The sequence below is a fragment of the Erwinia sp. PPS120 genome (genome assembly GCF_047918655.1).
In the GTDB taxonomy this organism is placed as follows: domain Bacteria; phylum Pseudomonadota; class Gammaproteobacteria; order Enterobacterales; family Enterobacteriaceae; genus Erwinia; species Erwinia tasmaniensis_A.
The window spans coordinates 15,613-42,513 of sequence record NZ_JBLREF010000001.1; the positions used below are offsets into that span (position 1 = coordinate 15,613).

Annotated in this window: 25 protein-coding genes; 17 read left to right on the forward strand and 8 right to left on the reverse strand. The window is 54.9% G+C overall.

What is annotated here, in order from left to right:
- The first annotated feature begins 18 nt into the window (after positions 1-18).
- The 6 genes from mreC to tldD all read left to right on the forward strand — a co-directional run bounded on the left by mreC (position 19) and on the right by tldD (position 9,148).
- A complete protein-coding gene (mreC, locus tag ACLRGG_RS00080) occupies positions 19-1,107 on the forward strand; it encodes a rod shape-determining protein MreC (protein WP_416247846.1) in 1,089 nt (362 codons plus the stop codon).
- On the forward strand, positions 1,104-1,592 hold the full coding sequence (gene mreD, locus ACLRGG_RS00085; protein ID WP_067710233.1) for a rod shape-determining protein MreD: 489 nt from the start codon (positions 1,104-1,106) through the stop codon (positions 1,590-1,592). The genes mreC and mreD overlap by 4 nt, the downstream gene beginning before the upstream one ends.
- Positions 1,593-1,600: 8 nt before the next feature.
- Positions 1,601-2,194, forward strand: coding sequence for a Maf family protein (locus ACLRGG_RS00090; RefSeq protein ID WP_416247847.1), 594 nt, complete (start codon positions 1,601-1,603; stop codon positions 2,192-2,194).
- On the forward strand, positions 2,184-3,653 hold the full coding sequence (gene rng, locus ACLRGG_RS00095) for a ribonuclease G (RefSeq protein ID WP_416247848.1): 1,470 nt from the start codon (positions 2,184-2,186) through the stop codon (positions 3,651-3,653). Before ACLRGG_RS00090 ends, rng begins: the two co-directional genes overlap by 11 nt.
- A gap of 159 nt (positions 3,654-3,812) precedes the next feature.
- On the forward strand, positions 3,813-7,619 hold the full coding sequence (gene yhdP / locus ACLRGG_RS00100; RefSeq protein ID WP_416247849.1) for an AsmA2 domain-containing protein YhdP: 3,807 nt from the start codon (positions 3,813-3,815) through the stop codon (positions 7,617-7,619).
- An 83-nt stretch (positions 7,620-7,702) separates the two neighbouring features.
- Positions 7,703-9,148 (forward strand): metalloprotease TldD, encoded by a 1,446-nt coding sequence (gene tldD, locus ACLRGG_RS00105; protein WP_416247850.1) that lies wholly within the window; start codon positions 7,703-7,705, stop codon positions 9,146-9,148.
- A gap of 40 nt (positions 9,149-9,188) precedes the next feature.
- Here tldD and aaeR read toward each other — a convergent pair whose 3' ends face one another.
- A complete protein-coding gene (aaeR, locus tag ACLRGG_RS00110; RefSeq protein ID WP_416247851.1) occupies positions 9,189-10,106 on the reverse strand; it encodes an HTH-type transcriptional activator AaeR in 918 nt (305 codons plus the stop codon).
- A 278-nt stretch (positions 10,107-10,384) separates the two neighbouring features.
- Between aaeR and aaeX the strand changes: the two genes are divergently transcribed.
- Genes aaeX through ACLRGG_RS00135 form a run of 5 tightly spaced genes read left to right on the forward strand, consistent with a single transcriptional unit; the run spans position 10,385 to position 15,229 of the window.
- On the forward strand, positions 10,385-10,588 hold the full coding sequence (aaeX, locus tag ACLRGG_RS00115; RefSeq protein WP_013204079.1) for a p-hydroxybenzoic acid efflux pump operon protein AaeX: 204 nt from the start codon (positions 10,385-10,387) through the stop codon (positions 10,586-10,588).
- A 7-nt stretch (positions 10,589-10,595) separates the two neighbouring features.
- On the forward strand, positions 10,596-11,528 hold the full coding sequence (aaeA, locus tag ACLRGG_RS00120) for a p-hydroxybenzoic acid efflux pump subunit AaeA (protein ID WP_416247852.1): 933 nt from the start codon (positions 10,596-10,598) through the stop codon (positions 11,526-11,528).
- Between the two features lie 13 nt (positions 11,529-11,541).
- Complete coding sequence (gene aaeB / locus ACLRGG_RS00125; RefSeq protein WP_416247853.1) at positions 11,542-13,500, forward strand: p-hydroxybenzoic acid efflux pump subunit AaeB; 1,959 nt, start codon at positions 11,542-11,544, stop codon at positions 13,498-13,500.
- 26 nt (positions 13,501-13,526) lie between these two features.
- Positions 13,527-13,739: a hypothetical protein gene (locus ACLRGG_RS00130; RefSeq protein ID WP_416247854.1), complete on the forward strand. Its 213-nt coding sequence runs from the start codon at positions 13,527-13,529 to the stop codon at positions 13,737-13,739.
- 35 nt (positions 13,740-13,774) lie between these two features.
- Positions 13,775-15,229, forward strand: a complete 1,455-nt coding sequence (locus ACLRGG_RS00135) for an NAD-dependent succinate-semialdehyde dehydrogenase (RefSeq protein ID WP_416247855.1) — start codon at positions 13,775-13,777, stop codon at positions 15,227-15,229.
- A 223-nt stretch (positions 15,230-15,452) separates the two neighbouring features.
- Here ACLRGG_RS00135 and yhcN (ACLRGG_RS00140) read toward each other — a convergent pair whose 3' ends face one another.
- The 3 genes from yhcN (ACLRGG_RS00140) to argR all read right to left on the reverse strand — a co-directional run bounded on the left by yhcN (ACLRGG_RS00140) (position 15,453) and on the right by argR (position 17,102).
- On the reverse strand, positions 15,453-15,722 hold the full coding sequence (gene yhcN, locus ACLRGG_RS00140; RefSeq protein WP_416247856.1) for a peroxide/acid stress response protein YhcN: 270 nt from the start codon (positions 15,720-15,722) through the stop codon (positions 15,453-15,455).
- Between the two features lie 199 nt (positions 15,723-15,921).
- Complete coding sequence (gene yhcN / locus ACLRGG_RS00145; RefSeq protein WP_416247857.1) at positions 15,922-16,185, reverse strand: peroxide/acid stress response protein YhcN; 264 nt, start codon at positions 16,183-16,185, stop codon at positions 15,922-15,924.
- A gap of 446 nt (positions 16,186-16,631) precedes the next feature.
- Positions 16,632-17,102: a transcriptional regulator ArgR gene (argR, locus tag ACLRGG_RS00150; RefSeq protein WP_067705916.1), complete on the reverse strand. Its 471-nt coding sequence runs from the start codon at positions 17,100-17,102 to the stop codon at positions 16,632-16,634.
- Between the two features lie 443 nt (positions 17,103-17,545).
- Here argR and mdh point away from each other — a divergent pair, with 443 nt between their 5' ends.
- Entirely contained in the window at positions 17,546-18,484 is a 939-nt protein-coding gene (gene mdh / locus ACLRGG_RS00155; protein ID WP_416247858.1) for a malate dehydrogenase, read from the forward strand.
- A gap of 51 nt (positions 18,485-18,535) precedes the next feature.
- Here the strand turns inward: mdh and degS are convergent, their stop codons facing one another.
- The 3 genes from degS to zapG all read right to left on the reverse strand — a co-directional run bounded on the left by degS (position 18,536) and on the right by zapG (position 21,571).
- Positions 18,536-19,594, reverse strand: a complete 1,059-nt coding sequence (gene degS, locus ACLRGG_RS00160; RefSeq protein ID WP_416248022.1) for an outer membrane-stress sensor serine endopeptidase DegS — start codon at positions 19,592-19,594, stop codon at positions 18,536-18,538.
- Between the two features lie 77 nt (positions 19,595-19,671).
- Positions 19,672-21,048, reverse strand: coding sequence for a serine endoprotease DegQ (degQ, locus tag ACLRGG_RS00165; RefSeq protein WP_416247859.1), 1,377 nt, complete (start codon positions 21,046-21,048; stop codon positions 19,672-19,674).
- A gap of 118 nt (positions 21,049-21,166) precedes the next feature.
- Positions 21,167-21,571: a Z-ring associated protein ZapG gene (zapG, locus tag ACLRGG_RS00170; protein WP_416247860.1), complete on the reverse strand. Its 405-nt coding sequence runs from the start codon at positions 21,569-21,571 to the stop codon at positions 21,167-21,169.
- A gap of 186 nt (positions 21,572-21,757) precedes the next feature.
- Between zapG and zapE the strand changes: the two genes are divergently transcribed.
- The 5 genes from zapE to sspB all read left to right on the forward strand — a co-directional run bounded on the left by zapE (position 21,758) and on the right by sspB (position 25,417).
- Positions 21,758-22,882, forward strand: a complete 1,125-nt coding sequence (gene zapE / locus ACLRGG_RS00175; protein WP_416247861.1) for a cell division protein ZapE — start codon at positions 21,758-21,760, stop codon at positions 22,880-22,882.
- A 232-nt stretch (positions 22,883-23,114) separates the two neighbouring features.
- Positions 23,115-23,543, forward strand: coding sequence for a 50S ribosomal protein L13 (gene rplM / locus ACLRGG_RS00180; RefSeq protein ID WP_416247862.1), 429 nt, complete (start codon positions 23,115-23,117; stop codon positions 23,541-23,543).
- Between the two features lie 15 nt (positions 23,544-23,558).
- Entirely contained in the window at positions 23,559-23,951 is a 393-nt protein-coding gene (gene rpsI / locus ACLRGG_RS00185) for a 30S ribosomal protein S9 (protein WP_067705931.1), read from the forward strand.
- Positions 23,952-24,269: 318 nt separating this feature from the next.
- Positions 24,270-24,911: a stringent starvation protein SspA gene (sspA, locus tag ACLRGG_RS00190; RefSeq protein ID WP_345829164.1), complete on the forward strand. Its 642-nt coding sequence runs from the start codon at positions 24,270-24,272 to the stop codon at positions 24,909-24,911.
- A gap of 5 nt (positions 24,912-24,916) precedes the next feature.
- On the forward strand, positions 24,917-25,417 hold the full coding sequence (gene sspB, locus ACLRGG_RS00195; protein ID WP_416247863.1) for a ClpXP protease specificity-enhancing factor: 501 nt from the start codon (positions 24,917-24,919) through the stop codon (positions 25,415-25,417).
- A gap of 63 nt (positions 25,418-25,480) precedes the next feature.
- Here sspB and ACLRGG_RS00200 read toward each other — a convergent pair whose 3' ends face one another.
- Complete coding sequence (locus ACLRGG_RS00200; RefSeq protein ID WP_416247864.1) at positions 25,481-26,899, reverse strand: glutamate synthase small subunit; 1,419 nt, start codon at positions 26,897-26,899, stop codon at positions 25,481-25,483.
- Between the last annotated feature and the right edge of the window lie 2 nt (positions 26,900-26,901).

Sequence of the window (26,901 nt, forward strand, 5' to 3'; positions counted from 1 at the left end):
GAGGAAAACGCCGAGTTTATGAAGCCGATCTTCAGCAGGGGACCATCCCTGCAGTTACGCTTATTTTTAGCGGTACTGGTAGCGATAGGTGTGATTATCGCCGACAGCCGCATGGGCGCTTTTACCCAGATACGTACCTATATGGATACTGCGGTCAGCCCCTTCTATTTTCTGGCCAATGGGCCACGTCAAATTCTGGACAACGTTTCTGAAACGTTGGCCTCCCGCCAGCAGCTTGAGCTGGAAAACAAAGCGCTGCAACGTGAGTTGATGATCAAAAACAGCGAACTGCTGATGCTGGGACAGTACAAGCAGGAAAACGCACGTCTGCGTGAACTGCTTGGCTCACCGCTGCGTCAGGACGAGCAGAAGATGGTCACTCAGGTGATTTCCACCGGCACCGATCCCTATACCGACCAGGTCGTGATCGATAAGGGCAGCGTCAATGGCGTTTACGAAGGCCAGCCGGTTATCAGCGACAAAGGTGTGGTCGGCCAGGTGGTTGCCGTCGGCAAAATTACCAGCCGCGTGATGCTGATCTGCGACTCGTCGCACGCGCTGCCCATTCAGGTGCTCCGCAACGATATCCGCGTGATTGCTGCGGGTAACGGCTGTACCGAGGATTTGCAACTGGAACACCTGCCGGGCAACACCGACATCCGTCCCGGCGACGTACTGGTTACTTCCGGTCTGGGTGGACGTTTCCCGGAAGGCTATCCGGTCGGTGTGGTATCCAGTGTTAAGCTCGATACGCAGCGCGCCTATACCGTTATTCAGGCCCGGCCTACTGCGGGGCTGCAACGCCTGCGCTACCTGCTTTTACTGTGGGGAGCCGATCGTAACGGCACTATGCCGATGGCACCGGACGAGGTTCACCGGGTTGCTAACGAGCGTCTGATGCAGATGATGCCGCAGGTGCTACCCGCCGCCGGTGAGATCACTGGGCCACCAGCACCGGGTGCCTCCCATGACGGCAGCGGGACGTCTTCGGCCACTCAGCCTGGCACCGCCACTCAGTCTGGCACTCCTGCCGCCAGTCAGTCCGGTGCGTCTGCAGCCCAACCGGCCGGGGTATCGCCCTCAGCCCCGCGACGGAGTCAGCCTTGAGTAGCTATCGTGGCCATGGAAGGTGGGTAATCTGGCTGTCATTTCTGCTCGCGCTGGTTCTGCAAATTATGCCCTGGCCGGAACAGCTCTATATGTTCCGGCCATCCTGGCTGCTTCTGATTTTAATCTACTGGGTGCTGGCACTGCCACACCGGGTGAATGTCGGTACGGGCTTTGTGATGGGATCTATAATGGATCTTATCTCTGGCTCGACGCTGGGCGTTCGTGCGCTGGCGTTGAGTATCATTGCGTACCTGGTGGCGTTCAAATTCCAGCTGTTCCGCAACCTTGCGCTTTGGCAGCAGGCACTGATGGTAATGGTGCTGTCGCTGGCAATGGACGTCATTGTATTCTGGGCTGAATTTTTAGTGATAAACGTCTCGTTCCGACCAGAGATTTTCTGGAACAGCGTAATAGACGGTATCCTCTGGCCCTGGCTGTTTTTACTGATGAGAAAAATACGCCGCCAGTTCGCCGTACAATAAGGAAGATTATGGTATCCCTTTATCTGGCCTCTGGTTCCCCGCGCCGTCGTGAGCTGCTGACGCAGCTTGGCCTGCGGTTTGAGCGTCTCTCCACGCAGGTTGAAGAGCAAAAATACCCTGCCGAAACCGCCGAAGCCTATGCCCGCCGTCTTGCGGGTGAAAAAGCACGGGCAGGTGTCGCCGTTGCGGAAAGCGATCTGCCCGTGCTGGGCGCGGATACTATCGTCGTTCTGCATAATGAGGTGTTGGAAAAGCCGGCTGACGAGGCCGCCGCCGCCGCGATGCTGACGAAGCTTTCAGGGCAAACCCACCGGGTGATCACCGCTATTGCCCTGGCCGATCGCCGCCAGCAGCTGGACTGTCTGGTAGAGACCGAGGTAACGTTCCGCATTCTTACCCCTGAAGATATCGCGGCTTACATTGCCAGCGGTGAACCGATGGATAAAGCGGGTGCCTACGGCATTCAGGGGTTGGGTGGAAATTTTGTGCGGAAAATCAACGGCAGCTATCATGCCGTCGTGGGATTACCGCTGGTAGAAACTGCGGAGCTGTTCAGCAATTTCACCGCGATGCGTGAGGCAAAAGCAAACAATGACGGCTGAACTGCTGGTAAATATTACCCCATCGGAAACGCGCGTTGCCTATATTGACGGCGGGATCCTGCAGGAGATCCACATTGAGCGTGAGGCGCGTCGGGGCATCGTCGGCAATATTTATAAGGGCCGCGTCAGCCGGGTATTACCGGGGATGCAGGCAGCCTTTGTCGATATCGGTCTGGAAAAGGCCGCTTTTCTGCATGCGTCTGACATTATGCCGCACACGGAGTGCGTAGCCGGGGAGGAGCAGAAAAACTTCTCGGTGCGCGATATCTCCGAGCTGGTCCGTCAGGGGCAGGATCTGATGGTTCAGGTGGTGAAAGATCCGCTGGGCACAAAAGGGGCGCGTCTGACTACCGATATCACGCTGCCCTCACGCTATCTGGTGTTTATGCCTGGCGCATCGCACGTTGGCGTTTCACAGCGTATTGAAAGCGAAGCGGAACGCAACCGGCTCAAGGCCGTCGTCTCCTCCTACTGTGACGATCTGGGCGGCTATATTATCCGTACGGCGGCAGAAGGGGTGGGCGAAGTTGAGCTGGCGTCCGATGCGGCGTTTCTTAAGCGTCTGTGGACCAAGGTGATTGAGCGTAAAAAGCGCAATCAGACCCGCTATCGCCTGTATGGTGAGGTTGCGCTCTCGCAGCGCATTCTGCGCGATTTTGCCGGTGCGGCGCTCGATCGTGTACGGATTGATTCGCGGCTGAGCTATGAACAGCTGGTGGAGTTTACCGGGGAATATATCCCGGAAATGACCGCTAAGCTTGAGCTGTATACCGGTAACCAGCCCATTTTCGATCTCTTTGATGTGGAAAATGAGATCCAACGCTCGCTCGATCGTAAGGTAGAGCTAAAGTCAGGCGGCTATCTGATTATCGATCAGACCGAAGCGATGACCACTATTGATATCAATACTGGCGCCTTTGTGGGTCACCGCAATCTTGATGAAACCATTTTCAATACCAACATTGAAGCCACTCAGGCGATCGCCCGCCAGCTCCGCCTGCGCAATCTGGGCGGCATTATCATTATTGATTTTATTGATATGAGTAACGACGACCATCGGCGTCGCGTGCTGCATTCGCTGGAACAGGCGTTAAGCAAAGACCGGGTTAAAACCGGGATCAATGGCTTTTCTCAGCTTGGGCTGGTGGAAATGACCCGCAAGCGCACTCGTGAAAGCATTGAGCACGTCCTGTGCCAGGACTGTCCGGTGTGTAAAGGGCGCGGTACGCTAAAAACCGTCGAAACCGTCTGCTATGAAATTATGCGCGAAATTGTTCGTGTACATCATGCCTATGATTCCGATCGCTTTCTGGTCTATGTTTCCCCTTCGGTGGGTGAAGCGCTGAAAACCGACGAGTCACATGCCCTGGCGGAAGTCGAAATATTCGTCGGCAAGCAGGTGAAAGTGCAGATAGAACCGCTCTATACTCAGGAGCAATTTGACGTGGTAATGATGTAACGTTGCGGGAGGGTTTCCACCCTCCTGCTTCGCCTGCTGATAAATCGACTTCGTTTGGGTAAACTACAGCCTGTGCACCCTAATCCATTTCGTTCGCTGGAAGGATATGACGAGGGTGCGTGATGACTTTCCGCTCTCGCGGAAGACAAGGAGAGGTGTGTGAGGCAATTGCCGAAGATTCTGCTGCTAACCGGCGCAATAGTTGTAGTCATTGTTGCGCTGCTTACCAGCGGGCTACGACTGGTTATGCCCCACATGAATAGCTGGCGTGAGCCCCTGCTGGAAAAGGTCTCGTCCGTCATCGGGATGCCGGTACAGGCAAGTGCGCTTAGCGGTCAGTGGCAGAACTTTGGCCCGGTGCTGGAAGTAAAGCAGATTCAGATTGGCCTGAAGGATGGCGGCGAACTGAGGGTCGATCGCATTTCACTGGCGCTGGACGTCTGGCAGTCGTTGCTGCATCTGCGCTGGCAGTTTCGCAACCTCACCTTTTATCATCTCAGACTCACCACCAACACGCCGCTGACCAGCGGAAACAGCGATAAAATGCAGCTGGAGCCGGGGCAGTTCAGCGATCTCTTCCTGCGCCAGTTTGACCATTTCGACCTGCGCGATAGCCAGATTAGCTTTCTCACGCCCTCCGGCCAGCGCGCCCGCCTGGATATTCCACAGCTCACCTGGCTGAATGAAAAAAACCGCCATCGGGCAGAAGGACTGGTAAACCTCTCAAGCTTCACCGGTCAGCACGGCGAGGTTCAGGTACGACTGGATCTGAGCGACAGTAACGGCTATCTCGACACCGGTCGGGTCTGGATGCAGGCCGATGACGTGGACGTCAGGCCCTGGCTCGGACAGTGGATGCACGATAATACCAGCCTGGAAAGCGCGCGTTTCAGCCTGGCGGCGTGGATGAGCCTGAAGGACGGGCAAATTTATGACGGAGACGTACTGCTTAAAAAGGGCGGCGCAGGCTGGCAGGGCGAGAGGCAGGCTCACCGGCTCACCGTCGATAACGTTACCGCCCATATTGCCCGTTATAACAATGGCTGGCGCATACATCTGCCGCAAACCAATCTGGTCACTGACGGCAAGCCCTGGCCGAAAGGGCAGTTATCCCTGCTCTGGCTGCCAGAAGACAGTAAGCTGCCGGGCCCCGATCGTCAGGACGAAATTCGCGTGCGCGCGAACAACCTGGATATCGAACGTATTGATCCGCTGATCCCCCTGTTTGCCAAACTGTCGCCGCGGCTGCTCAATAACTGGCGTGCACTGCAGCCACGCGGACGTTTTAACGTGCTGGCGGTGGATGTGCCGCTCGCGCAGCCCGATCGGAGCCGCTTTCAGGCCAGCTGGCAGGATCTGAGCTGGCAGCACTGGCAGCTCCTTCCCGGGATGAAACACTTTAGCGGCAGCGTGTCGGGCGCCGTCGCCAACGGGCAGCTGAAATTTAACGTACGTGATGCCAGCCTGCCGTATGGCTCGATGTTCCGCGCGCCGCTGGAGATTGAGCAGGCCACGGGCGGGATCCGCTGGCAGTACAGTCACGATCGGTTGATGCTGGCTGGCGACCAGCTGGATATCAAGGCCCGATCTCTGTGGGCCAGGGGTGATTTTAGCTATACACAGTCTGAAGGACAGGCGCCACAGCTGGATATCCTGGCGGGAATCAATGTCACCCAGGCCGGGGATGCCTGGCGTTATTTCCCGGAGCCGCTGATGGGTACCTCGCTGGTTAATTATCTTAGCGGGGCGATCAAAGGCGGTCAGGCGCATAACGCCTCGCTGATCTTCCACGGTAATCCCCACCTGTTCCCCTTTAAACACAATGACGGCATGTTTGAGGTGTGGGTTCCGCTGAGGCAGGCGACCTATCAGTTCCAGCCAGGCTGGCCCGCGCTTGAAAATCTCGATATAAATCTCGACTTTATCAACGACGGGCTGTGGATGAAGGCTCAGGAGACGAAGCTTGGCGACGTGCAGGGCAGGAACATTTCGGCCGTCATCCCTGATTATGTTAAGGAAAAGCTGATTATCGACGGCGATATCAGTGGGTCAGGGAAAGAGGTGGGTAATTATTTTAATCTCTCCCCGCTGAAATCATCCCTGGGCGCGGCGCTGAACCAGCTACAAATAGGTGGTGATGTAAGTGGTCACTTACACCTGGATATTCCGCTGGACGGCGAGGAGGTGCATGCCACCGGCAATGTGAACCTCAGAAATAATACGCTTTTTATTAAACCGCTGGACAGCACGCTGCATACGCTTAACGGTCGCTTTACCTATGATAACGGCAATCTTCAAAGCGGGCCGCTTACCGCCAGCTGGTTTGGTCAGCCAGTAGACGTCAGCTTTTCTACCCGCGACGAAGCGAAAGGCTTCGATATTGGTATTGATATGAAAGGCGACTGGCAGCCGGCAAAAATAGACCTCATTCCCGACGGCCTGCGAAAAAAACTCAGCGGCAGCGCCAGCTGGCAGAGCAATATTCTGATTAATTTACCCCACAAGGGGGGGGCTGAGTATCAGATCGCCCTTGACGGAGATCTGAAAAATGTGAGTAGTCACTTACCTGACCCGCTTGATAAAGCATCAGGTGTAGCGATGCCGGTCAGAGTTAATGCTAAAGGAAATCTGGCCGCTTTCACCCTGAACGGGGCGCTGGGAGAACGTAACCGTTTTAACAGCAGATGGCTGCTGGGCAAACAGCTCAGGGTCGAGCGTGGCATATGGGAAAACAATGCCACTGCGACGCCGCCGCTGCCAGACAAGAGCGGGATGGTGCTTAATCTGCCGCCGCTGGACGGTGCCGCCTGGCTGGGCCTGTTCAGCGCAGACAGCACGGCAGGCCGTGGGTTGGAAGCCCGTAATAAGAGTAGCATTCCCGGCAATATTACCCTGCATACGCCTCAGCTCACTCTTGCGGGCCAGCAGTGGCACGATCTGAACGTAACGCTCAGCCAGAGCGTATCGGGCGATCCCCGCGTAGAGGTTAAGGGGCGTGAAATTACAGGCGCGCTGGATATGAATCAGCATTCGCCCTGGGTGGGTCATCTGAACTACCTTTATTACAACCCGGAGTGGGAGACGCAGAAAAGCGCATCGCCGCTGCCGGAGGATACCCGGGGGATCAATTTCAGCCGCTGGCCAGCGCTAAATATCGTCTGTGACCAGTGCTGGCTAAGGGGGCAGAAGTTTGGCCGGATGCAGGCTAACCTCTCTCATACCAGTGATACGCTGACGCTGCGTAACGGGTTGATTGATACGGGTAGCGCCCGGCTTACGGTGAACGGCGAGTGGGTCAACCGTCCTGGCGCCCAGCGTACCGCGCTGAAAGGCGTGCTGAGTGGCCGGAAGGTCAATGATGCCACCAACTGGTTTGGCGTGAACTCGCCGCTGCGCGACTCGCCCTTTACGATTAACTACGATCTTCACTGGCAGTCGGCACCCTGGCAGCCGTCGGAGGCCACGCTAAGCGGCGTGCTGAAAAGCCACTTTGGCGCGGGTCAGATAGCCGACGTCAATACGGGCCGCGCCGGACAGCTGCTGCGTCTGGTGAGCTTCGATGCGCTACTGCGCAAGCTGCGCCTTGATTTCAGCGATACCTTCGATCGCGGTTTTTTCTACGACTCCATTAACGGCACTGCCTGGATTGATAAAGGCACGCTGCATACCGATAACCTGCTGGTTGACGGGCTGGAGGCGGATATTGCCATGAAGGGTAAAATGGACCTGGTGAAACGACAGATTGATATGGAAGCGGTAGTCACGCCGGAAATCTCCGCTACGGTGGGCGTAGCTACTGCCTTTGCAGTAAACCCGGTGATTGGGGCGGCGGTATTTGCGGCCAGCAAAGTGCTGGGCCCGCTCTGGAACAAGATATCGGTGCTGCGCTACCATATTTCCGGGCCGATTGATAAACCCCAGATTGACGAAGTGTTGCGAAAGCCGCGCGATAACAGCGCGAAGTGAATTTGACGTGACCGGGGAATTGCCTCAGGCTATAGAAATGCGATGCCAGCGGTTACTGGCTCATCCACACAGAGCGAGAATACATGAGTCTGAATCTGGTAAGTGAGCAGTTACTAACTGCGAATAATATAAATCAACAGGATCTCTTTACTCTGCTTGGTCAGCTTTCTGAACGCAAGCTCGACTATGCGGATCTCTATTTTCAGTCCAGCTTTCACGAGTCCTGGGTGCTGGAAGACCGCATCATTAAGGATGGCTCCTGGAACATTGACCAGGGCGTCGGCGTCCGTGCGGTCAGCGGCGAAAAAACCGGCTTTGCCTATGCCGATCAGATTACGCTAAACGCCCTGACGCAAAGCGCCATGGCTGCACGCAGCATTGTGCGTGAGCAGGGCAACGGTATCTCCCGCACGCTGGGCGCGGTAATGAACCGTCCCCTTTATCCGGCAGTTGATCCTCTGCAAAGCCTCAGCCGTGAAGAAAAAATCGCCCTGCTGCATCGGGTTGACAGTACCGCGCGTGCGGCGGATAAGCGGGTACAGGAAGTCAGCGCCAGCCTGAGCGGCGTCTATGAACTGATTCTGGTGGCGGCAACCGACGGCACACTCGCGACAGACGTCCGACCGCTGGTTCGCCTCTCCGTCAGCGTTCAGGTGGAAGAAAACGGTAAGCGCGAACGTGGTTCAAGCGGCGGCGGCGGCCGTTTCGGCTACGAGTTCTTCCTGGCTGACGAAGCGGGTGAAGTTCGCGCTGATGCCTGGGCGCGCGAAGCGGTGCGGATGGCGTTAGTGAATCTTAACGCCGTGGCGGCCCCTGCCGGGACCATCCCGGTGGTGCTGGGCGCGGGCTGGCCGGGTGTTCTGCTGCATGAAGCGGTGGGGCACGGACTGGAAGGTGACTTCAACCGGCGGGGAACCTCGGTATTTAGCGGCCAGATGGGCCAGATGGTGGCATCAGAGCTGTGCACCGTCGTGGATGATGGCACCATTGACGGGCTGCGCGGCTCGCTGGCCGTGGATGATGAAGGCGTGCCAGGTCAGTACAATGTATTGATCGAAAACGGCATCCTCAAGGGCTATATGCAGGATAAGCTCAACGCGCGCCTGATGGGAGTCAAGCCAACCGGTAACGGGCGACGTGAATCCTATGCACATCTGCCGATGCCGCGCATGACCAATACCTACATGCTGGACGGTAAATCCACGCCACAGGAAATTATCGAAAGCGTGGATTACGGCCTGTATGCGCCAAACTTTGGCGGCGGGCAGGTGGATATCACCTCCGGCAAGTTTGTGTTCTCAACCTCAGAGGCCTATCTGATTGAGCGGGGCAAGGTCACAAAAGCCGTGAAAGGGGCGACGCTCATCGGCTCCGGCATTGAGGCCATGCAGCAAATTTCGATGGTAGGCAACGATCTGGCGCTGGATAAAGGCGTCGGCGTCTGCGGCAAAGAGGGGCAGAGTCTTCCGGTAGGCGTTGGTCAGCCGACCCTGAAGCTGGATAAACTGACCGTAGGCGGAACCGCCTGACTGAATAATGCCGCCTGCCCGGGCGGCGTTTTTTTATTCCTTACTCCCCGCGGAACTCCTGATAAACATCCGCTACCCGGTCAAAATACGCCGTCAGAGAATCAATACAGAGCTGAACCTTCAGCGGCAGCTTATCTTTCTGGGTATAGACCGCATAAACCGGGCGTGGTACCGACTGGTAGTGCGGAAACAGAATGTCCACTTTACCGGCGTTGATCTCATCAATGACCCACATCAACGGTACCCAGGCAATCCCGGAACCTGCACCCAGCCACTTAATCAGCGTCTGTGAATCATTGGTGGCGAAGCGGCCCTGCGGCGAGAGGCGGATCGAAACGCCCTCCGGCGAGGTCAGTTCAAGATCGTTATCGGGCCGGACACTGTATTGCAACCAGGAAAAATTGCTGATGTCCGTCGGTTTTTCGGGCACGCCATGCGTGGCCAGATAACTTCTGGCAGCGCAGACCACCATCGGCATTGAGCCGAGTCGTTTAGAAAACAGGTTTGAGTCCTGGAGCGCACCCACCCGGATCACCAGGTCCAGGCCATCAGCAATCAGGTCGGGTGCCGGGCTGCCGGTGACCAGATTCACGGTCAGGCCCGGATACTTTTTCAGCATCTCTGCGCTCATCGTTGCCAGTACATTCTGCGCCATGGTCGAAGAGCTACCAATGCGCAGCGCACCGACCGGGGTGTTGTTGAAGGCATAAAGCTGCTCGTGCACCTGCTGTGCCTCAGCCATCATTCGCCGACAGCCCTGAAAATAAATTTTTCCCGCTTCGGTCAGGCCGAGGCTGCGCGTACTGCGGTTGAGCAGCTTGATCTGCAATTCGTCCTCAAGCTTCGCGACGATTTGGCTGACGGCAGACACGCTCATCTGCATTTGATGGGCGGCAGCGGTGAAGGAGCCCAGTTCCACGACCCGTGCAAACACGGTCATGCCTTTCAGTCTTTCCATTATTAACTCTGGCTTAAAAGTGATTTAGATCACATTAGGTAGAAAACACATAGTCAGCCGCGTTACTATAGCACTGCCGGGTTACTCCTCTGTAACTCAACTCGCCGAAATGCTGGCTCCTGGATACGCTATTATTCATTGAGCGCCGGTTATGATTATCTGACAGTATGCAAGCAGGACTGTCATCATCAACCTGTAAAACAGCAGCCGCCCTGAGCAAGGGAGGTGGTTTTTGTATGGCAAATGCGAGCCCGGTTAAGTACTGACAAGGATAAGAGATGAGTATGCTTCCGGTTATTGTAATATTTGGGCTCTCCTTTCCGCCCATATTCTTTGAAATCATAGTGTCACTGATGCTGTTCTGGCTGGTGCGTCGTCTGCTTACGCCAACCGGGATCTACGATTTGGTCTGGCATCCCGCACTGTTTAATACAGCACTCTACTGCTGCCTGTTCTATCTGGTTTCCCGATTGTTTGTCTGAGGTCTGAGTGAAAGCGCTAACAAGAAAAATTTCCCGGTTTGCCATTACCCTTATTCTGGTCATCGTAGCCGTCATTGTCATCTTCCGCGCCTGGGTGTTCTACACCGAGTCGCCCTGGACGCGTGATGCCAAATTTACTGCTGATATTGTGGCGATAGCCCCGGACGTCAGCGGTCTGATCACCGACGTTCGCGTACACGACAACCAGCTGGTGAAAAAAGATCAGGTGCTGTTTGTTGTCGATCAGCCGCGTTATCAGCAGGCGCTGGATCAGGCCGAGGCCGACGTTGCCTATTATCAGACGCTGGTCAGTGAAAAACGACGTGAGGCTGCCCGCCGTAATCAGCTGGGCGTCTCTGCGATGTCGCGTGAAGCGATCGACCAGGCGAACAATGAATACCAGACTACCGAGCATCAGCTGGCAAAGGCCACGGCAACCCGTGATACCGCGCAGCTCGATTTGGCCCGTACCCTAGTGAAAGCCCCTGCCGATGGCTGGGTAACTAACCTTAACGTCTACCGTGGTGAATTTATTACCCGGGGATCGACGGCGGTGGCGCTGGTACAGGCGCATACCTTCTACATCCTCGCCTATATGGAAGAGACCAAGCTGGAGGGCGTCCGGCCGGGTTATCGCGTAGAGATTACGCCGCTGGGCAGTAATCGTGTGCTGCACGGCACCGTTGACAGTATTGCGGCTGGTGTGACCAACAGCAGCAGTACGATAGACAGTAAAGGCATGGCCACCATCGACTCAAACCTTGAGTGGGTGCGTCTTGCACAGCGTGTGCCCGTCCGTATCCGTCTGGATCAGCAGCAGGGTAATATCTATCCTTCCGGCACGACTGCAACGGTGGTAATAACCGGGGCGCGCGATCGCCAAACCAGCGATATGTCACCCATGATGAAACTGATGCATCGCCTGCGTGAGTTTGGCTAAGCAGGGAGCAGTTATGCAGTGGTATCGTCTGCGATTTCCGATCAAACTCACCTTTGCCATCGTGCTGGCTCTGGTGATTGGCTTTCATTTTAATCTGCAAACGCCGCGCTGGGCCGTCATGACGGCCTGTATCGTTGCGGGCGGCACGGCATTTGCGGCCGGCGGCGATCCCTTCTCCGGCGCGCTACGTCACCGTGGCATGTTGCGTATTATCGGCACCTTTATCGGCTGCATCGCCTCGTTGGTGATCATGATCGCCACTATCCGTGCGCCGGTCGTTATGCTGCTATTGTGCTGCCTGTGGGCAGGATTCTGCGTCTGGCTCTCCTCCCTGATTAAGGTTGAGAACTCCTATGCGTTGGGTCTGGCCGGCTATACCGCGCTGATTATCGTGGTAAGTTTGAACGCCAATGGTTCGGTGCTGGTGGCACCGCAGTTTGCCGTTGAACGCTGTAGCGAAATCATCATTGGGATCGTCTGCGCTATCCTCGCCGATATGTTGTTCTCTCCCCGTTCCATTAAGCAGGATGTCGATCGTGAAGTGGATGCGCTGCTGGTAGATCACTATCATCTGATGCAGCTCTGCGTCGCGCCTGCACCGAAAGAGGAGGTCGATAATGCCCTGACCGGGCTGGTACGTCGCACCACCGCCGTAAACGGCATGCGTAGCCATCTGATGATGGAGTCGGGAAGGTGGCATAACATCGATCGACGCCTGCGCGCTTTAAACACGCTTTCGTTGACGCTGATTACCCAGGCGGCTGAGGCCTTTGTTATCCAGGACACACGTGAGGCGTATCTGCCGCCGCAGTTTCATATATTGTTTGAAAAACCGGCCACTACGGTGGCCGACGTCCATAAGCAGATGAAGGTGCTGCGTAGGGTTATCAGCGCCAGCGGCAGTAAAAATACTCCCGTCACTATCGCAAACTGGGTGGGTGCCGCAACCCGCTATCTGCTTCTTATTAAGGGCATTCATACCAACGCCCGAATCAGCCGTATGGAAGAAGAAGTTCTGAACGGCGAGCCGGTAGTGAAAATGCGTTCCGCGGAAACCCGACACGCGCTGGTCAACGGTATCCGTACCTTTGTTGCCACCGCTGTCGGCTCGCTGTTCTGGCTCTGGTCAGGCTGGTCGTCGGGGAGTGGTGCCATGGTTATGCTGGCAGTCGTTACCGCGCTGGCTATGCGCATGCCCAATCCGCTGATGATGGCGAAAGACTTCCTCTACGGGATGATCGTTGCCATTCCGCTTGGTTCGCTGTACTACATGTTCATTATGCCCTCAACACAACAGAGTATGCTGTTGTTGTGCATCGCGATGGGGGTAATGGCCTTTGTCGCAGGCATTCTTATCCAGCGTCGGCAGATTGGCACGCTGGGCGCGCTGGTTGGCACGGTTAACGTTCTGACGTTGGATAACCCGATGACCTTCAACGTGAGTGCCTTCCTGGATAACGCTCTGGGACAGGCCATTGGCTGTTTTCTTGCGCTGCTGGTGATCCTGCTTATCCGCGATACGTCAAAAGACCGCATTGGCCGCACGCTGCTTAACCGCTTTATGTATTCCGCGGTTTCGGCTCTGACCACTAATCAACTCAGGCGGCGCGAAAACCACCTCCCCGCGCTCTATCAGCAGCTGTTTATGCTGCTCAATATGTTCCCGGGGGACATTAACAAATATCGCATCGCCCTGACGCTGATAATCAGCCATCAGCGGCTGCGTGAGGCAGAGATACCGGTCAATGCCGATCTGTCGGCCTACCATAAACAGCTGCGCCACACTGCTGACCGGGTGGTGGCCTCCGGCAGCGATACGAAGCGTCGGCGTAATTTCGAGCAGCTGCTGGCGGAGCTGGGTATTTACCAGGATAAACTCCGGCAGTATGACGCGCCACTCAGCGCAACGGAACCGGTGCAGCGCCTGCGGGAGATGCTGAAAAAGTACCAAAGCACGCTGATCCAAATTTAACCTCAGAGCAGGGTGCAGGCAAATTATTGACCTGCATCCGCATCCGCATCCGCACCTGTATCTGCACCCGCACCCGCACCCGCACCCTTACCCTTACCCGCACCCGCACCCTTACCCTTACCCGCATTCGCACCCTTACCCGTACCCGTACCCGTACCCGTACCGCATCCGGCTCCGCAACTACCCTGGGCGTAGTGCTGTCCGTTTCCTGCGGGGGTAAAGCACGCCATCTATACTGATCCATCAGGATGGTAAACCCTTACAGGAGCAGATTATGAACCTATCATTCCTTCAGGATAACGATCTCTTTCAGACAGGCTATCTCGCGGACGGACGGTGGCAGCGCTGCGCGGCTACCTTTGATGTGTTGAATCCGGCCACGGGCGAGGTTATAGCCCAGGTGGCACGTGCGGGTAAAAGTGAAACAGAACAGGCCATTGCCGCAGCCGAAAAAGCCTTTCCTGCCTGGCGGCAGAAAGCGGCAAAAGCGCGCAGCGAGATCCTGAATCGCTGGTATCAGCTGATTATCGACAATAAAACCTGGCTCGGTAAGCTGATGACGGCGGAGCAGGGCAAGCCGGTAAAAGAAGCGGAGGGCGAAGTCGAGTATGCCGCCAGCTTTATCCAGTGGTTTGCCGAGCAGGCAAAACGAGCCAATGGGGAGATCATCCCTCCTGCTAAATCCGGCTCACGGATTCTGGCCACCCGCGAGCCGATCGGCGTGGTCGCAGCGATAACGCCCTGGAACTTCCCGATGGCGATGCTAACCCGCAAGCTTGGTCCCGCCCTGGCCGCAGGCTGCACCGGGGTGATTAAACCGGCCAACAATACGCCGCTCTCGGCCTTTGCGCTGCTGGCGCTGGCAAAAAAAGCCGGTGTGCCGGATGGGGTTGTCAACGCCGTTGCGGGTGATACGCATGCCATCAGCGATGCAATAATGGCCAGTACAGCCGTCAGGAAAATCTCCTTTACCGGTTCAACGCAGGTTGGCAAGCTGCTGATGCGTAATGCCGCCGAAACGATGAAAAAAGTGTCGATGGAACTCGGCGGTAATGCGCCCTACATTGTTTTCGAGGATGCGGATATTGCTGCCGCGGTGAAAGGGGCGATCGCGAATAAGTTCCGCAACGCCGGACAGGTGTGCGTCAGCGTTAACCGCTTTTACATCCAGAGTGCCGTTTACGACAAATTTGTGCACCAGCTTGCCGATGAGGTCAGTAAGCTTAAGGTAGGCAACGGCATGGATGATGGCGTGATCGTGGGGCCGCTGATTGAATCCGCAGCGATAGCAAAGGTTGAAGAACACGTTAATGATGCGATTGCGAAGGGTGGGCAGATCCTCACTGGCGGCGCACGCCATGCGCTGGGCGGAAATTTCTGGCAGCCCACGGTAATCGCCGAAGCCAGTGAAAATATGCAGCTGGCAAAGGAAGAGACCTTTGGGCCGGTGGCTGCCTGCTTTCGTTTTGATAACGAAGATGAAGTGATACGCCGGGCAAACGACACTGAGTTTGGTCTGGCGGCCTATTTCTACACGCAGAATTTACAACGGGTATTTCGGGTATCACAGGCGCTGGAAAGCGGCATGGTTGGAGTTAATGAGTGCGCGGTATCAACGGAGGTGGCTCCGTTCGGTGGAATAAAAGAGTCCGGGCTGGGTCGTGAAGGATCGGTACTGGGGCTGGAAGAGTATCTGGAAGTAAAGGCCGTGCATATCGGTGGATTGTAGCTAAAAAAAGGCCCCGGGCAACCGGGGCTAAAAGATTCGTCATGATGACGAGGAATATCATGCCGCGTGAAGCCGCGGCGAGCCGCTGAGGCCGGCTAACTTAACACTCATCCACGCCGCAAAGAAAGAAAATTGCTCTTATATTCCGGCGGTACGATATAAATGGTCGGGTAATTAAAGCAGAACTCGGGCTGGAAAATTATCGCACCCGGAACCCGTTGGGTTATTTATAAAGCTCGGCGGTAATGTGGTAATTATCCTCATTACGGGCTTCAATAACACGATATGACGAGGCTCCCTGCTCCTCGGCCTTCTGAGATAGCTGCTGACGGATATCGGTCGGTACACCATCAATGCCGCTTATGCTTACGGTGCCCATAGATTGCATATTTTGACTGTCTGCCTGCTCCTGAGTAACCAGGCTGGCGGCGTTCGCACCGAATGAGAGAACAGCTGCCAGACTTATCATGCTGAGAGTTAATTTATTTTTCATGATCATGCTCCATACGCGACTCATTGGTAACCGGGCAGGATAATAAGCGATGATATGCTGGGTTACCGTCTTTTACGATATGGGTATCAGCGGTGTTTCATCTGGCGAAAATTTATGGCGCTATCCTGCAGCGGAATAGCTGTTCCAAATGGTGCGACCGCTTACCCACTATGACGTGAAGTGATTCAGCCACGCTGGCTTATTTATAAATTTCCGCCGTGGCGTGATAGGTATTGTTTATATTTGCTTCAATGACGCGATAGGCAGAGGCGCCCTGATCATTTGCTTTCTGATTAAGCTGCTGGCGAATATCCATTGGTGTGCCTGCAACACCGCTTACGGTAATTGTCCCCACCGCCTGTAAGTTTTGTGCCTGCTCGGAGTTGATTAGCTCAGCGGCGCTGGCACCGTAAGAGAAAGCGGATAACAGGGTCAGGGCAACAATTGCTTTGGTGATTTTCATGGTTTATTCCTCGTTACTGTTTTTATTTTTCGTTTGCTGTGATTTGCATCACGAAGACAAGTATAGAACTAATAACGTAAAAAATTAATAGCACGCTAATAATAAAATCGCGTTTAAACCGGGGGTGGAGGCAGGTTTTAATAACTTAAGGTTATAACCAGTGCGTATAATTCCGCCGGTTCCTGTTAAATTCATGTAAAAACATGGTGATATGTGAATTTATCTTTTTGTGCGTTTATTTGGGGTGGATCACACTATGAGACAGCCGTTGCAGAGTATATCGCGTGGCATAACGGGCAATAAGGCAGTTGATCATAGCGATGAGGGTAAGAATAAAGCATGATGGGACGATGGTCGTTTTAAAGAAGATAAGCCAGCGGAGGCTGACTTATCTGGTAAGGGGCACAGGGAACTTAAGCATGTTGAGGTAACCCTGCCAAACCTGCTTATAACTCCTGCTCAAAGAGCATGAGGATTGCCTGGTAGAGCTGTTTGACGGTGAATGCGCGGGCAGGCGTAACGAATATGGTGTCATCGCCGGCGATAGTGCCGAGGATGCCCTCGGCCTTACCCAGTGAATCCAGCAGGCGTGCAATTAGCTGAGCTGCGCCAGGGCTGGTGTGAATGACCACCAGCGCATCGTTATAGTCGATGTCCAGCACCAGATTCTTCAGTGGGCTGGTAGTCGTAGGAACGCCCAGTTCGGCAGGCAGGCAGTAGACCATCTCCATCTTCGCATTGCGGGTACGCACCGCACCGAATTTGGTCAGCATGCGGGAAACTTTAGACTGGTTAATATTGTCGAAACCTTCTTCCTGAAGGGCGGCAACAATTTCGCTCTGTGAGCTAAATTTCTCTTCTTTAAGCAAGGCTTTGAATGCCTTGATAAGATCTTCTTGTTTTGATGGATTACGCATAAGATTCCGCAAAAAATTCAGAGGTCAGGGCCATTCCCGCCGCTATATAGCATTACTATGCATATATATGAATATTTATGCAAGCTAAGGCAGGGCGGCTAGTGTTGGCAATGCCCCGGGATCGGGAGTCTGGCAAACTTTTTAGCAGAAAACAATCGCTCATCCGTGACGGCAGCCCGCCTAAAAAGTAAACGATTTGTTATCAGATTGATGTTGTTCTGATGGGCTTTATGGGTGTAATGTAACGCCGAATAAGGTCTTACATACTGCTGTTAGCAATTGACCGACGTCGGAAGTATACAAGTCAAATTATCCATTCAACCTGGTATGAGCGCCTGAGCCCAAATTAGACTGAAAAAGATCGTTATCCTCTCGCATGTCGTTTATGTTCATTACCGGATGGAATAACAGCACTTTACGTTCACAATAATAAGGAGTTTAAGATGAAAGTTGCAGTTCTCGGCGCAGCTGGCGGTATTGGCCAGGCTCTCGCACTTCTGCTTAAAACCCAGCTACCAGCAGGTTCAGAACTCTCTCTGTACGATATTGCTCCTGTTACCCCCGGTGTGGCAGTCGACCTCAGTCACATCCCTACTGCCGTCAGTATCAAAGGCTTCAGTGGTGAAGACGCCACGCCTGCGCTGCAGGGAGCAAACGTCGTGCTCATTTCCGCAGGCGTGGCCCGCAAGCCCGGTATGGATCGTTCGGATCTGTTTAACGTTAACGCAGGTATCGTGCGTAATCTGATTGAACAGGTTGCCAGCACCTGCCCACAGGCATTAATCGGCATTATCACTAACCCGGTAAACACTACCGTTGCCATTGCGGCCAGCGTGCTTAAAAAAGCGGGCGTATACGATAAAAATAAACTCTTTGGGGTCACCACCCTGGATGTTATCCGCGCCAATACTTTTGTTGCCGAACTGAAAGGTAAAAATCCTGCTGACATTAACGTGCCGGTGGTAGGCGGCCATTCAGGCGTCACGATTTTACCTCTGCTGTCGCAAATTCCGGGCGTGACGTTCTCTGAGCAGGAGGTTATCGATCTGACCAAACGCATTCAGAATGCCGGTACGGAAGTGGTTGAGGCTAAAGCGGGTGGCGGATCGGCGACGCTTTCTATGGGGCAGGCGGCCGCGCGTTTCGGCCTGTCGCTGGTCCGTGCGCTGAACGGTGAAAGCAACGTGGTTGAATGTGCCTACGTAGAAGGCGACGGAGAACATGCCCGTTTCTTCTCTCAGCCTCTGCTGCTGGGCAAAAACGGCATTGCGGAGCGTAAGCCCATTGGTACGCTAAGCGCCTTTGAGCAGCAGGCGCTTAGCGGCATGCTGGATACGCTGAAAAGCGATATCGCGCAGGGCGAAGCGTTCGTTAAGTCATAAGCTGAGCGGGCCAGCCGAGGCTGGCCCCTGACCTGATTCAGCTCGTTTTCGTTAACTTCCCGGATATTCCATCACGGTGACCGGCAGATTTATTTTTTTGCCGTCGCGCAGAATTTCGATGTTAATCACCGTGCCCGGACGAATTTCAGCGACCTGATCCATTGTCTCCAGCGGTGACAGTGCTGGCTGGTGATTAACGCTGATAATGACGTCACCTCCCGTCATTCCCGCTTTCGCAGCCGGTCCACCTGCTGCAACTTCGGTCACCCAGATCCCCTGAATATGAGCCAGGCTGTTATCGGATCCGCGAGGCTGTGGCCTGTCCCGCACGGTAATGCCAATAAAGCCCCGTATCACCCTGCCATCGCGGATCAGCTTACCCATGATCTTTACGGCCAGGGCCGTGGGAATGGCAAATCCTATCCCTTCGGGCGTTTCACCGTCGTTACTTTTATCGAAGGAGAGCGTGTTAATTCCCATCAGCTCACCCAGCGAGTTGATCAGTGCGCCACCCGAATTACCCCGGTTAATAGAGGCGTCGGTTTGGAGGAAATTTTGATAGCGAGAAGGGCTCAGGCCCACGCGACCGGTTGCGCTGATAATCCCCTGCGTCACCGTCTGGCCAATGTTATAGGGATTGCCAATTGCCATCACCAGATCGCCCACGTAGGCAGTGCGTTTAGGATTGATGGGGATGACGGGTAAGCCTGGCGCGGTAATTTTTAGTACGGCAAGATCGGTAGGGCTGTCTGAACCTACCAGCTGGGCTTCGTAAAAGTGTCCATCCTGCAGGGCGACGATGATTTGCTCAGCATCATTAATCACGTGCTTGTTGGTCATAATGTAGCCACGCGGGTCCATGATGACCCCCGAGCCGAGCGTTCGGACGCCCATATTTCCGCTGGTCGTATTTGCGCTGCGATTATAGACATTCACCACCGCAGGGGCTGCGCGGCGGACGGCCATATTGTAGCTGACCGGGGCCTGATCGGCGCTGTCGTCTTTTTGCGAGATAAGGTTGCTGCCAATTCTCAACGCCGGTACGGCTGCCAGTAGAAGGCCAGCCACCACCAGACCGAGAAGCACCGAACGTAAGAGTTTAGGAAACATGGATTTAACAGTTGAGTGATTGAACGTGCGGCAGAATAGCACGACTTGAGCGGACACGCAGGTGTCCGCATCATGATTTAACGCAGCAGCAGATAGATATTTTCACCGCCTCTGATGACGTTCAGTGCCAGCAGAGGGGGTTTGGCTTCAAGCTGCTTACGCAGTTCGGCAAGATTCTGTACCCTGGCGCGGTTTACGCCCACGATAACGTCATCTTTTTGCAGGCCTGACTGTTCCGCCGGGCTGGCCTTAGTGACGGCGCTGACGCTTACCCCTTTGGTGCCATCTTTGGCGGCGCCATCGATCAGCGTCGCACCTTCCAGGGCGGGCGTCATCTGTTCTGCATGCGTCACCGGCTGGCTGCTGGTTTCCAGCTTCACGGTGAGGGTAAGTGGCTTACCTTCGCGCACAAGGCCGACCTTAACCTCTTTGCCCGGCGGGGTCGTGCCAATTTTAACCCGCAGAGCGGCAAAGCTCTCTACCGCCTTATCATCGAGGTTAACGATGATATCGCCAGCCTTGATGCCCGCTTTGGCGGCGGCAGAATTGGGCAGCACTTCATTCACGAAGGCGCCACGCTGAATATCAACCTTGAAGGCCTGCGCCATGTCGGCGGTCATTTCAGTGCCTTTAATTCCGAGCTGCCCGCGCTTCACTTCACCAAACTCGATCAGCTGCTGAGCCAGGCCCATCGCCATATTGCCGGGAATGGCAAAGCCAATACCGATGTTGCCGCCGGCAGAGGAGAGAATGGCGGTATTTAAACCAATCAGCTCGCCGTTCAGGTTGACCAGTGCGCCTCCGGAGTTACCCCGGTTAATGGCGGCATCGGTCTGGATAAAGTTCTCCAGTCCTTCAAGGTTAAGACCGCTACGGCCTAGCGCAGATACAATCCCTGAAGTCGCGGTCTGTCCCAGCCCAAAGGGATTTCCGATGGCCACCGCAAAATCACCCACTTTCAGCTGATCCGAATCGGCCACTTTTATCTGGGTTAAGCCTTTTGCGCCCGCAATCTGGATAAGCGCGATATCGGTTTGCTCATCGCGCCCAATCAGCTTTGCATCAAATTCCCGACCGTCGCTGAGCTGAACGCTGATTTTATCCGCGCCGCTGACCACATGATTGTTAGTAAGTATGTAGCCTTTATCAGCATTGATCACCACGCCGGAAGCCAGCCCCTCAAAGGGCTGAGCCGGGTTGTCATTGCCCTGTCCATTTTGCTCGCCCTGGCCGAAAAAGCGCCTGAGCGGCTCAGGAACCGCCTGAGCCTGCGTTTGTGTCCCCTCCACATGTACGCTAACCACTGCGGGCAAGACCTTCTCAAGCATTGGCGCCAGGCTTGGCAGCGGCTGTCCCGCTATCTGTGCAGGCAGCGTCGCCGATGCCGGTGCGGCAACGGTCAGGCTCATGACAGTTAATGCCAGTGCGCTTAACAGTAAGGATTTCTTCTTCATCGCTACGACGCTCTCGCTGGAAGTAAAGTGGGAAGATAGATGTAAACAGGGCGGTGAATGCGTTCGTCAGTATTGCCGACGGTTAAAACAGGGCGCTGAAGGGCGCCCCTGCTGAAGCTTACTTGTTCTGTGCCGGGCGCTCGCCGCGCAGTAATCCGGTAGCGCTGTCAGGATAGTCACGTGGCATCTGCACCGGAGCCTGATCGTTATCGGCTTCGGATTCCGTCAGCTGATAAGCGAAAGGATTTTTTTCACCCGGCAGATTCGGCAGCAGATCGTTAGAGCCTTTTGCCATATGCTGATAAAGCTGACGGTAATCGCGTGCCATGTTATCCAGCAGCTCGGCACTTTGGGCAAAATGGCTGGTTAACTCTTCGCGGTAGTCAGACAGCTCGGCCTTAGTTTTCTCCAGCTCGTACTGCGTACTCCGTTGTTCACGCAGTTTTCTATTACCAAAACGCATTGCTACCGCGCCGATAATCAGTCCAACCACCAATCCGATAAGCGCGTATTCCCAGGTCATAATCACTCCCATATTGTCTTCGTTGTTCCGTAGAATCGTCTGGCTGTTACCAGCTCGTTACCTGCCACTATAACCGCTAATGTAATGGAAGTGGAATCCTGAGGCTGCATCGCTTAGTGTAGGACGGGTTTTTTTTCGCTGACCGATGGCCTGACGCAGTAAATTATTCCGGGATATGAACAAATTATGCAAACGATGTCTCCTCTGGCGTTGTACCAGCAGGCGCTGGAAAACGGCGAATATCAGCCTGATGACGTGCAGCGTAAAGCCGTTACCCGTCTGGACGCTATCTGTCAGGCTTTAGGGGCGAGTTTCCCTTCTCCAGCCCCGGCTGGCGGGCTGTTCGGCAAGCTTAATAAACTGATGGGAAAGGGGAAAAAGCCCCCTCAGCCCCCGGTTCAGGGCTTGTATATGTGGGGGGGCGTGGGGCGTGGAAAGACCTGGCTGATGGATATGTTTTTTCAGGCAATTCCTGGTGAGCGTAAGCAGCGTCTTCACTTTCATCGCTTTATGCTGCGGGTCCATGAGGAGCTTACCGATCTTCAGGGTACAAGCGACCCGCTGGAAATCGTGGCTGACCGTTTTAAGAGCGAAACGGATTTACTCTGCTTCGACGAGTTTTTCGTGTCCGACATTACCGACGCGATGCTGCTGGGGACGCTGATGGAGGCACTGTTTGCCCGGGGTATAACTCTGGTCGCCACCTCCAATATTCCGCCGGATGACCTCTACCGTAATGGATTACAGCGCAGCCGTTTTCTGCCCGCCATCGAGATGATTAAACAGCACTGTGAGGTGATGAACGTCGACGCCGGGATTGATTACCGCCTGCGCACGCTCACCGCGGCGCATCTCTGGATGGCACCGCTCAACGAAGCCACCACGCAGGCCATGGATCGGATGTTTGTTGCGCTGGCCGGAAGCGACAGGAGGGAATGCCCGGTGCTGGAGATTAACCACCGTGCCTTGCCGACGCAGGGCGTGGCGGGAGGCGTCGTGGCAATGGATTTCCATACGCTGTGTGGGGAAGGGCGCAGCCAGCACGATTACATTGAGCTTTCACGCCGCTTCCACAGCGTACTGTTGTTTAACGTTCCGGTAATGATCTATAAAACCGAAGATCAGGCGCGACGTTTTCTGGCGCTGGTGGATGAGTTTTATGAACGGCATGTTAAGCTGGTCGTGTCGGCTGAGACATCGCTTTTTGAGATCTATCAGGGCAGTCGACTGAAGTTTGAATATCAGCGCTGTATGTCGCGCCTGCAGGAGATGCAGAGCGAAGAGTATCTGCGCCTGACCCATCTTCCCTAAGGCGAGATCACCGTACATTTGTTGTAAAAAAGGTTCGCACTTTTGAGGGGACTTCTCTATAATCTTGCGACCCCACGTTACAGCAAAGGTTTTTTTCCCAAAACTCTTTGTGTTCCAGTAACTCTATCCGAAGGGGTGGGCTTGCTGGTCGAGATGGTCGTGTGAGCCTCAACCGTTTATTCAAGCGTTTGGGATTTCACCAACGTGTAACTTAATTTGGGTAAGCTTTTAGATGAAAACTTTTACAGCTAAGCCAGAAACCGTCCAACGTGACTGGTATGTTGTCGACGCAACAGGCAAAACTTTAGGTCGTTTAGCGACTGAACTGGCTCGTCGTCTGCGCGGTAAGCATAAAGCGGAATATACTCCGCACGTCGATACCGGTGATTATATTATCGTTCTGAACGCTGAGAAAGTTGCCGTAACCGGTAACAAGCGTAACGATAAGATTTATTACCATCACACCGGCCACATCGGTGGTATCAAGCAAGCGACCTTCGAAGAGATGATTGCTCGCCGTCCTGAGCGTGTGATTGAAATCGCGGTTAAAGGTATGCTGCCTAAAGGCCCGCTGGGCCGTGCTATGCACCGTAAACTAAAAGTTTACGCGGGCAACGAGCACAACCATGCGGCACAGCAACCGCAAGTTCTTGACATTTAATCGGGATTACAGGCAATGGCTGAGAATCAAAACTACGGCACTGGTCGCCGCAAAAGCTCTTCCGCTCGCGTCTTTATCAAGCCGGGTAGCGGTAACATCGTAATTAACCAGCGTTCACTGGAACAGTACTTCGGTCGCGAAACTGCCCGCATGGTAGTTCGTCAACCGCTGGAACTGGTCGAAATGACAGGTAAATTCGATTTGTACATCACCGTTAAAGGTGGTGGTATCTCCGGTCAGGCTGGTGCGATCCGTCACGGTATCACCCGCGCTCTGATGGAGTATGACGAGTCACTGCGTGGCGAACTGCGTAAAGCAGGCTTCGTTACCCGTGATGCTCGTGAGGTTGAACGTAAGAAAGTCGGTCTGCGTAAAGCACGTCGTCGTCCTCAGTTCTCCAAACGTTAATTTTTTCTGCTTCGGCAGAATCAGTTATCGAAAAACCCGGTGCACGCACCGGGTTTTTTCTTTTCCCGCATCCGCAAAAAGTGTTAAAACGCGATAAGGCTAGCCCTTTTCCCGTCAAATCCTCATTCCTGCCACCACAAGCTGTCTAAAATCTGGTAAACTAGGTGTCACTTTGCGCCCATAGCAGGGCATTGATGTATGAAGTCCTCAGTGGATGCCGGTTCGGCTTCAGATGGTGCTAAGGGTCATTAATTAAGCAGGTTAGTCGCCATGTGGTGGCCTTGCGTAGTAATTTTCTGGATAAACTTGGAGGTTTACATGGCTGTCGCTGCCAACAAACGTTCGGTAATGACGCTGTTTTCTGGTCCGACTGACATTTTTAGCCATCAGGTACGTATTGTCCTGGCGGAAAAGGGTGTCAGCGTAGAGATCGAGCAGGTAGAAATGGATAGCCTGCCCCAGGATCTGATTGACCTCAATCCTTACCGCACCGTCCCTACGCTGGTCGATCGCGAACTGACGCTGTATGAGTCCCGCATTATCATGGAATACCTTGATGAGCGCTTCCCGCATCCTCCGCTGATGCCGGTATATCCGGTAGCGCGCGGTGAAAGCCGTCTGATGATGCACCGCGTGGAGCAGGACTGGTACAGCCTGATGCGTAAGGTGGAAAACGGTACGGCACAGGAAGCGGAAGCCGCGCGTAAGCAGCTGCGTGAAGAGCTGCTGGCGATTGCCCCCCTGTTTGCCCGCACGCCGTTCTTTATGAGCGAAGAATTCAGCCTGGTCGACTGCTATCTGGCACCGCTGCTGTGGCGATTACCGCAGTTGGGTATCGAACTGATCGGTGCGGGTTCTAAGGAGCTTAAAGGCTACATGACACGCGTATTTGAGCGTGACTCATTCCTGGCTTCCCTGACGGAACCAGAACGTGAAATGCGCCTGCATACGCGGGGATAAGTACGATGGAAATGACGCAACTAACCGCACGCCGTCCGTATCTGCTGCGCGCATTTTATGACTGGCTGCTGGATAACCAGCTGACGCCACACCTGGTGGTGGATATCAATCTGCCGGGGGTTATGGTGCCGCTGGAATATGCGCGGGACGGTCAGATCGTACTGAATATTGCGCCGCGCGCCGTAGGCAACCTTGAGCTGGGTAATGATGAAGTGACGTTCAATGCCCGATTCGGCGGTGTCCCTCGTCAGGTTACGGTGCCAATGGCTGCCGTGCTGGCGGTTTACGCGCGTGAAAACGGGGCAGGCACCATGTTTGAGCCTGAACCGGTCTACGAGGAAGCGGGCGAATATAATCCGTCGTCTGCTCAGGATGAAACCCCGGAAACGGTGATGTCCGTTATCGACGGCGATCGTCCGGATAACAGCCTGCAAAACGATGATGAAAACCCTGAGGACGATCCGCCGCCGCGCGGTGGACGCCCGGCGCTTCGCGTCGTTAAGTAGCCGTCAGCGTTACCTGTGAAAAGGGCTCATCGAATGATGAGCCCTTTTTTATGATGCCACAGCCTACACTTCAAGCCAGTCCATGATGCCCTCGGCCGCTTTACGGCCCTCGGCAATGGCGGTCACTACCAGATCCGAACCGCGCACGGCATCGCCCCCGGCGAAGATTTTAGGATTGCTGGTCTGGAATGCATTATCACTGCCTTCTGGCGCAATGATGCGGCCCTGTGAGTCCAGCTCCACGCTGTGCTGCTCCAGCCATGACATGGCGTGAGGGCGAAAGCCGAAGGCGATCACCACCGCGTCAGCAGGCAGAACGTGCTCGGAACCCGGCACAATCTCAGCACGGCGACGGCCATGGGCATCCGGCTGGCCCATCTCGGTGCGGGCCATCCTGACACCGCAGACGCGGCCATTACTGTTGATCTCGATGCCCAGCGGCTGGATGTTAAACTGGAACTCGACGCCCTCTTCACGGGCGTTTTTCACCTCGCGCCTTGAACCCGGCATATTTTCCTCGTCGCGCCGGTAGGCGCATACCACGTGAGTGGCACCCTGGCGAATCGAAGTACGTACGCAGTCCATGGCGGTGTCGCCGCCGCCCAGTACCACGACGCGTTTCGCATTCATGTTGACCCAGGGCGCTTCCTCCGTATGGCTGAAGCCCATGGTATTTTTGGTATTGGCGATCAGATACGGCAGGGCATCATAGACACCTTCCGCTTCCTCATTTTCCAGCCCGCCCTTCATCGACTGATAGGTGCCGACGCCCAGGAACACGGCGTCGTAATCGGCCAGCAGATCGCTCATCTGTACGTCCCGGCCAACTTCGGTATTCAGACTGAACTCAATGCCCATGCCGCTGAAAATTTCACGGCGTCGGGTCATGACCTCCTTTTCCAGCTTAAAGGCCGGGATACCGAAGGTCAGCAGGCCGCCGATTTCGGGATGACGATCGAAGACCACGGCCTTCACGCCATTGCGCGCCAGCACGTCGGCGCAGGCCAGTCCAGCGGGACCGGCGCCAATAATGGCTACGCGCTTACCGGTAGGCTTAATGCCGTCCATATTGGGCTTCCAGCCCATCTCCAGCGCTTTGTCATTGATATAGCGCTCAATGTTGCCGATGGTAACCGCACCAAACTCATCGTTTAACGTGCAGGCCCCTTCGCACAGCCGATCCTGCGGACACACGCGGCCACACACTTCTGGCAGACTATTGGTCTGATGCGAAAGCTCGGCTGCCTCGATAATGCGTCCCTCATTAGCCAGCTTAAGCCAGTCAGGAATGTAGTTATGCACCGGGCACTTCCACTCGCAGTAGGGGTTGCCGCAGGACAGGCAGCGATCGGCCTGCGCCTGCGCCTGGCTTTCAGAAAACGGCTCGTAAATCTCCACAAATTCAATTTTGCGGATTTTAAGCGGTTTCTTCGGCGGATCGACGCGCTGTAGGTCGATAAATTGATAGACGTTTTGACTCATGG

Bases quoted from the DNA above. Each gene is read 5' to 3' on its own strand.
- tldD (WP_416247850.1), top strand. From the start codon at position 7,703: ATGAGTCTGAATCTGGTAAGTGAGCAGTTACTAACTGCGAATAATATA.
- aaeX (WP_013204079.1), top strand. From the start codon at position 10,385: ATGAGTATGCTTCCGGTTATTGTAATATTTGGGCTCTCCTTTCCGCCC.
- argR (WP_067705916.1), bottom strand. From the start codon at position 17,102: ATGCGTAATCCATCAAAACAAGAAGATCTTATCAAGGCATTCAAAGCC.
- rplM (WP_416247862.1), top strand. From the start codon at position 23,115: ATGAAAACTTTTACAGCTAAGCCAGAAACCGTCCAACGTGACTGGTAT.
- degS (WP_416248022.1), bottom strand. From the start codon at position 19,594: ATGTTTCCTAAACTCTTACGTTCGGTGCTTCTCGGTCTGGTGGTGGCT.
- ACLRGG_RS00200 (WP_416247864.1), bottom strand. From the start codon at position 26,899: ATGAGTCAAAACGTCTATCAATTTATCGACCTACAGCGCGTCGATCCG.
- sspA (WP_345829164.1), top strand. From the start codon at position 24,270: ATGGCTGTCGCTGCCAACAAACGTTCGGTAATGACGCTGTTTTCTGGT.
- mdh (WP_416247858.1), top strand. From the start codon at position 17,546: ATGAAAGTTGCAGTTCTCGGCGCAGCTGGCGGTATTGGCCAGGCTCTC.
- zapG (WP_416247860.1), bottom strand. From the start codon at position 21,571: ATGACCTGGGAATACGCGCTTATCGGATTGGTGGTTGGACTGATTATC.
- rpsI (WP_067705931.1), top strand. From the start codon at position 23,559: ATGGCTGAGAATCAAAACTACGGCACTGGTCGCCGCAAAAGCTCTTCC.
- ACLRGG_RS00090 (WP_416247847.1), top strand. From the start codon at position 1,601: ATGGTATCCCTTTATCTGGCCTCTGGTTCCCCGCGCCGTCGTGAGCTG.
- sspB (WP_416247863.1), top strand. From the start codon at position 24,917: ATGGAAATGACGCAACTAACCGCACGCCGTCCGTATCTGCTGCGCGCA.
- aaeB (WP_416247853.1), top strand. From the start codon at position 11,542: ATGCAGTGGTATCGTCTGCGATTTCCGATCAAACTCACCTTTGCCATC.
- degQ (WP_416247859.1), bottom strand. From the start codon at position 21,048: ATGAAGAAGAAATCCTTACTGTTAAGCGCACTGGCATTAACTGTCATG.
- rng (WP_416247848.1), top strand. From the start codon at position 2,184: ATGACGGCTGAACTGCTGGTAAATATTACCCCATCGGAAACGCGCGTT.
- aaeR (WP_416247851.1), bottom strand. From the start codon at position 10,106: ATGGAAAGACTGAAAGGCATGACCGTGTTTGCACGGGTCGTGGAACTG.
- ACLRGG_RS00135 (WP_416247855.1), top strand. From the start codon at position 13,775: ATGAACCTATCATTCCTTCAGGATAACGATCTCTTTCAGACAGGCTAT.
- yhcN (WP_416247856.1), bottom strand. From the start codon at position 15,722: ATGAAAAATAAATTAACTCTCAGCATGATAAGTCTGGCAGCTGTTCTC.
- yhcN (WP_416247857.1), bottom strand. From the start codon at position 16,185: ATGAAAATCACCAAAGCAATTGTTGCCCTGACCCTGTTATCCGCTTTC.
- zapE (WP_416247861.1), top strand. From the start codon at position 21,758: ATGCAAACGATGTCTCCTCTGGCGTTGTACCAGCAGGCGCTGGAAAAC.
- mreC (WP_416247846.1), top strand. From the start codon at position 19: ATGAAGCCGATCTTCAGCAGGGGACCATCCCTGCAGTTACGCTTATTT.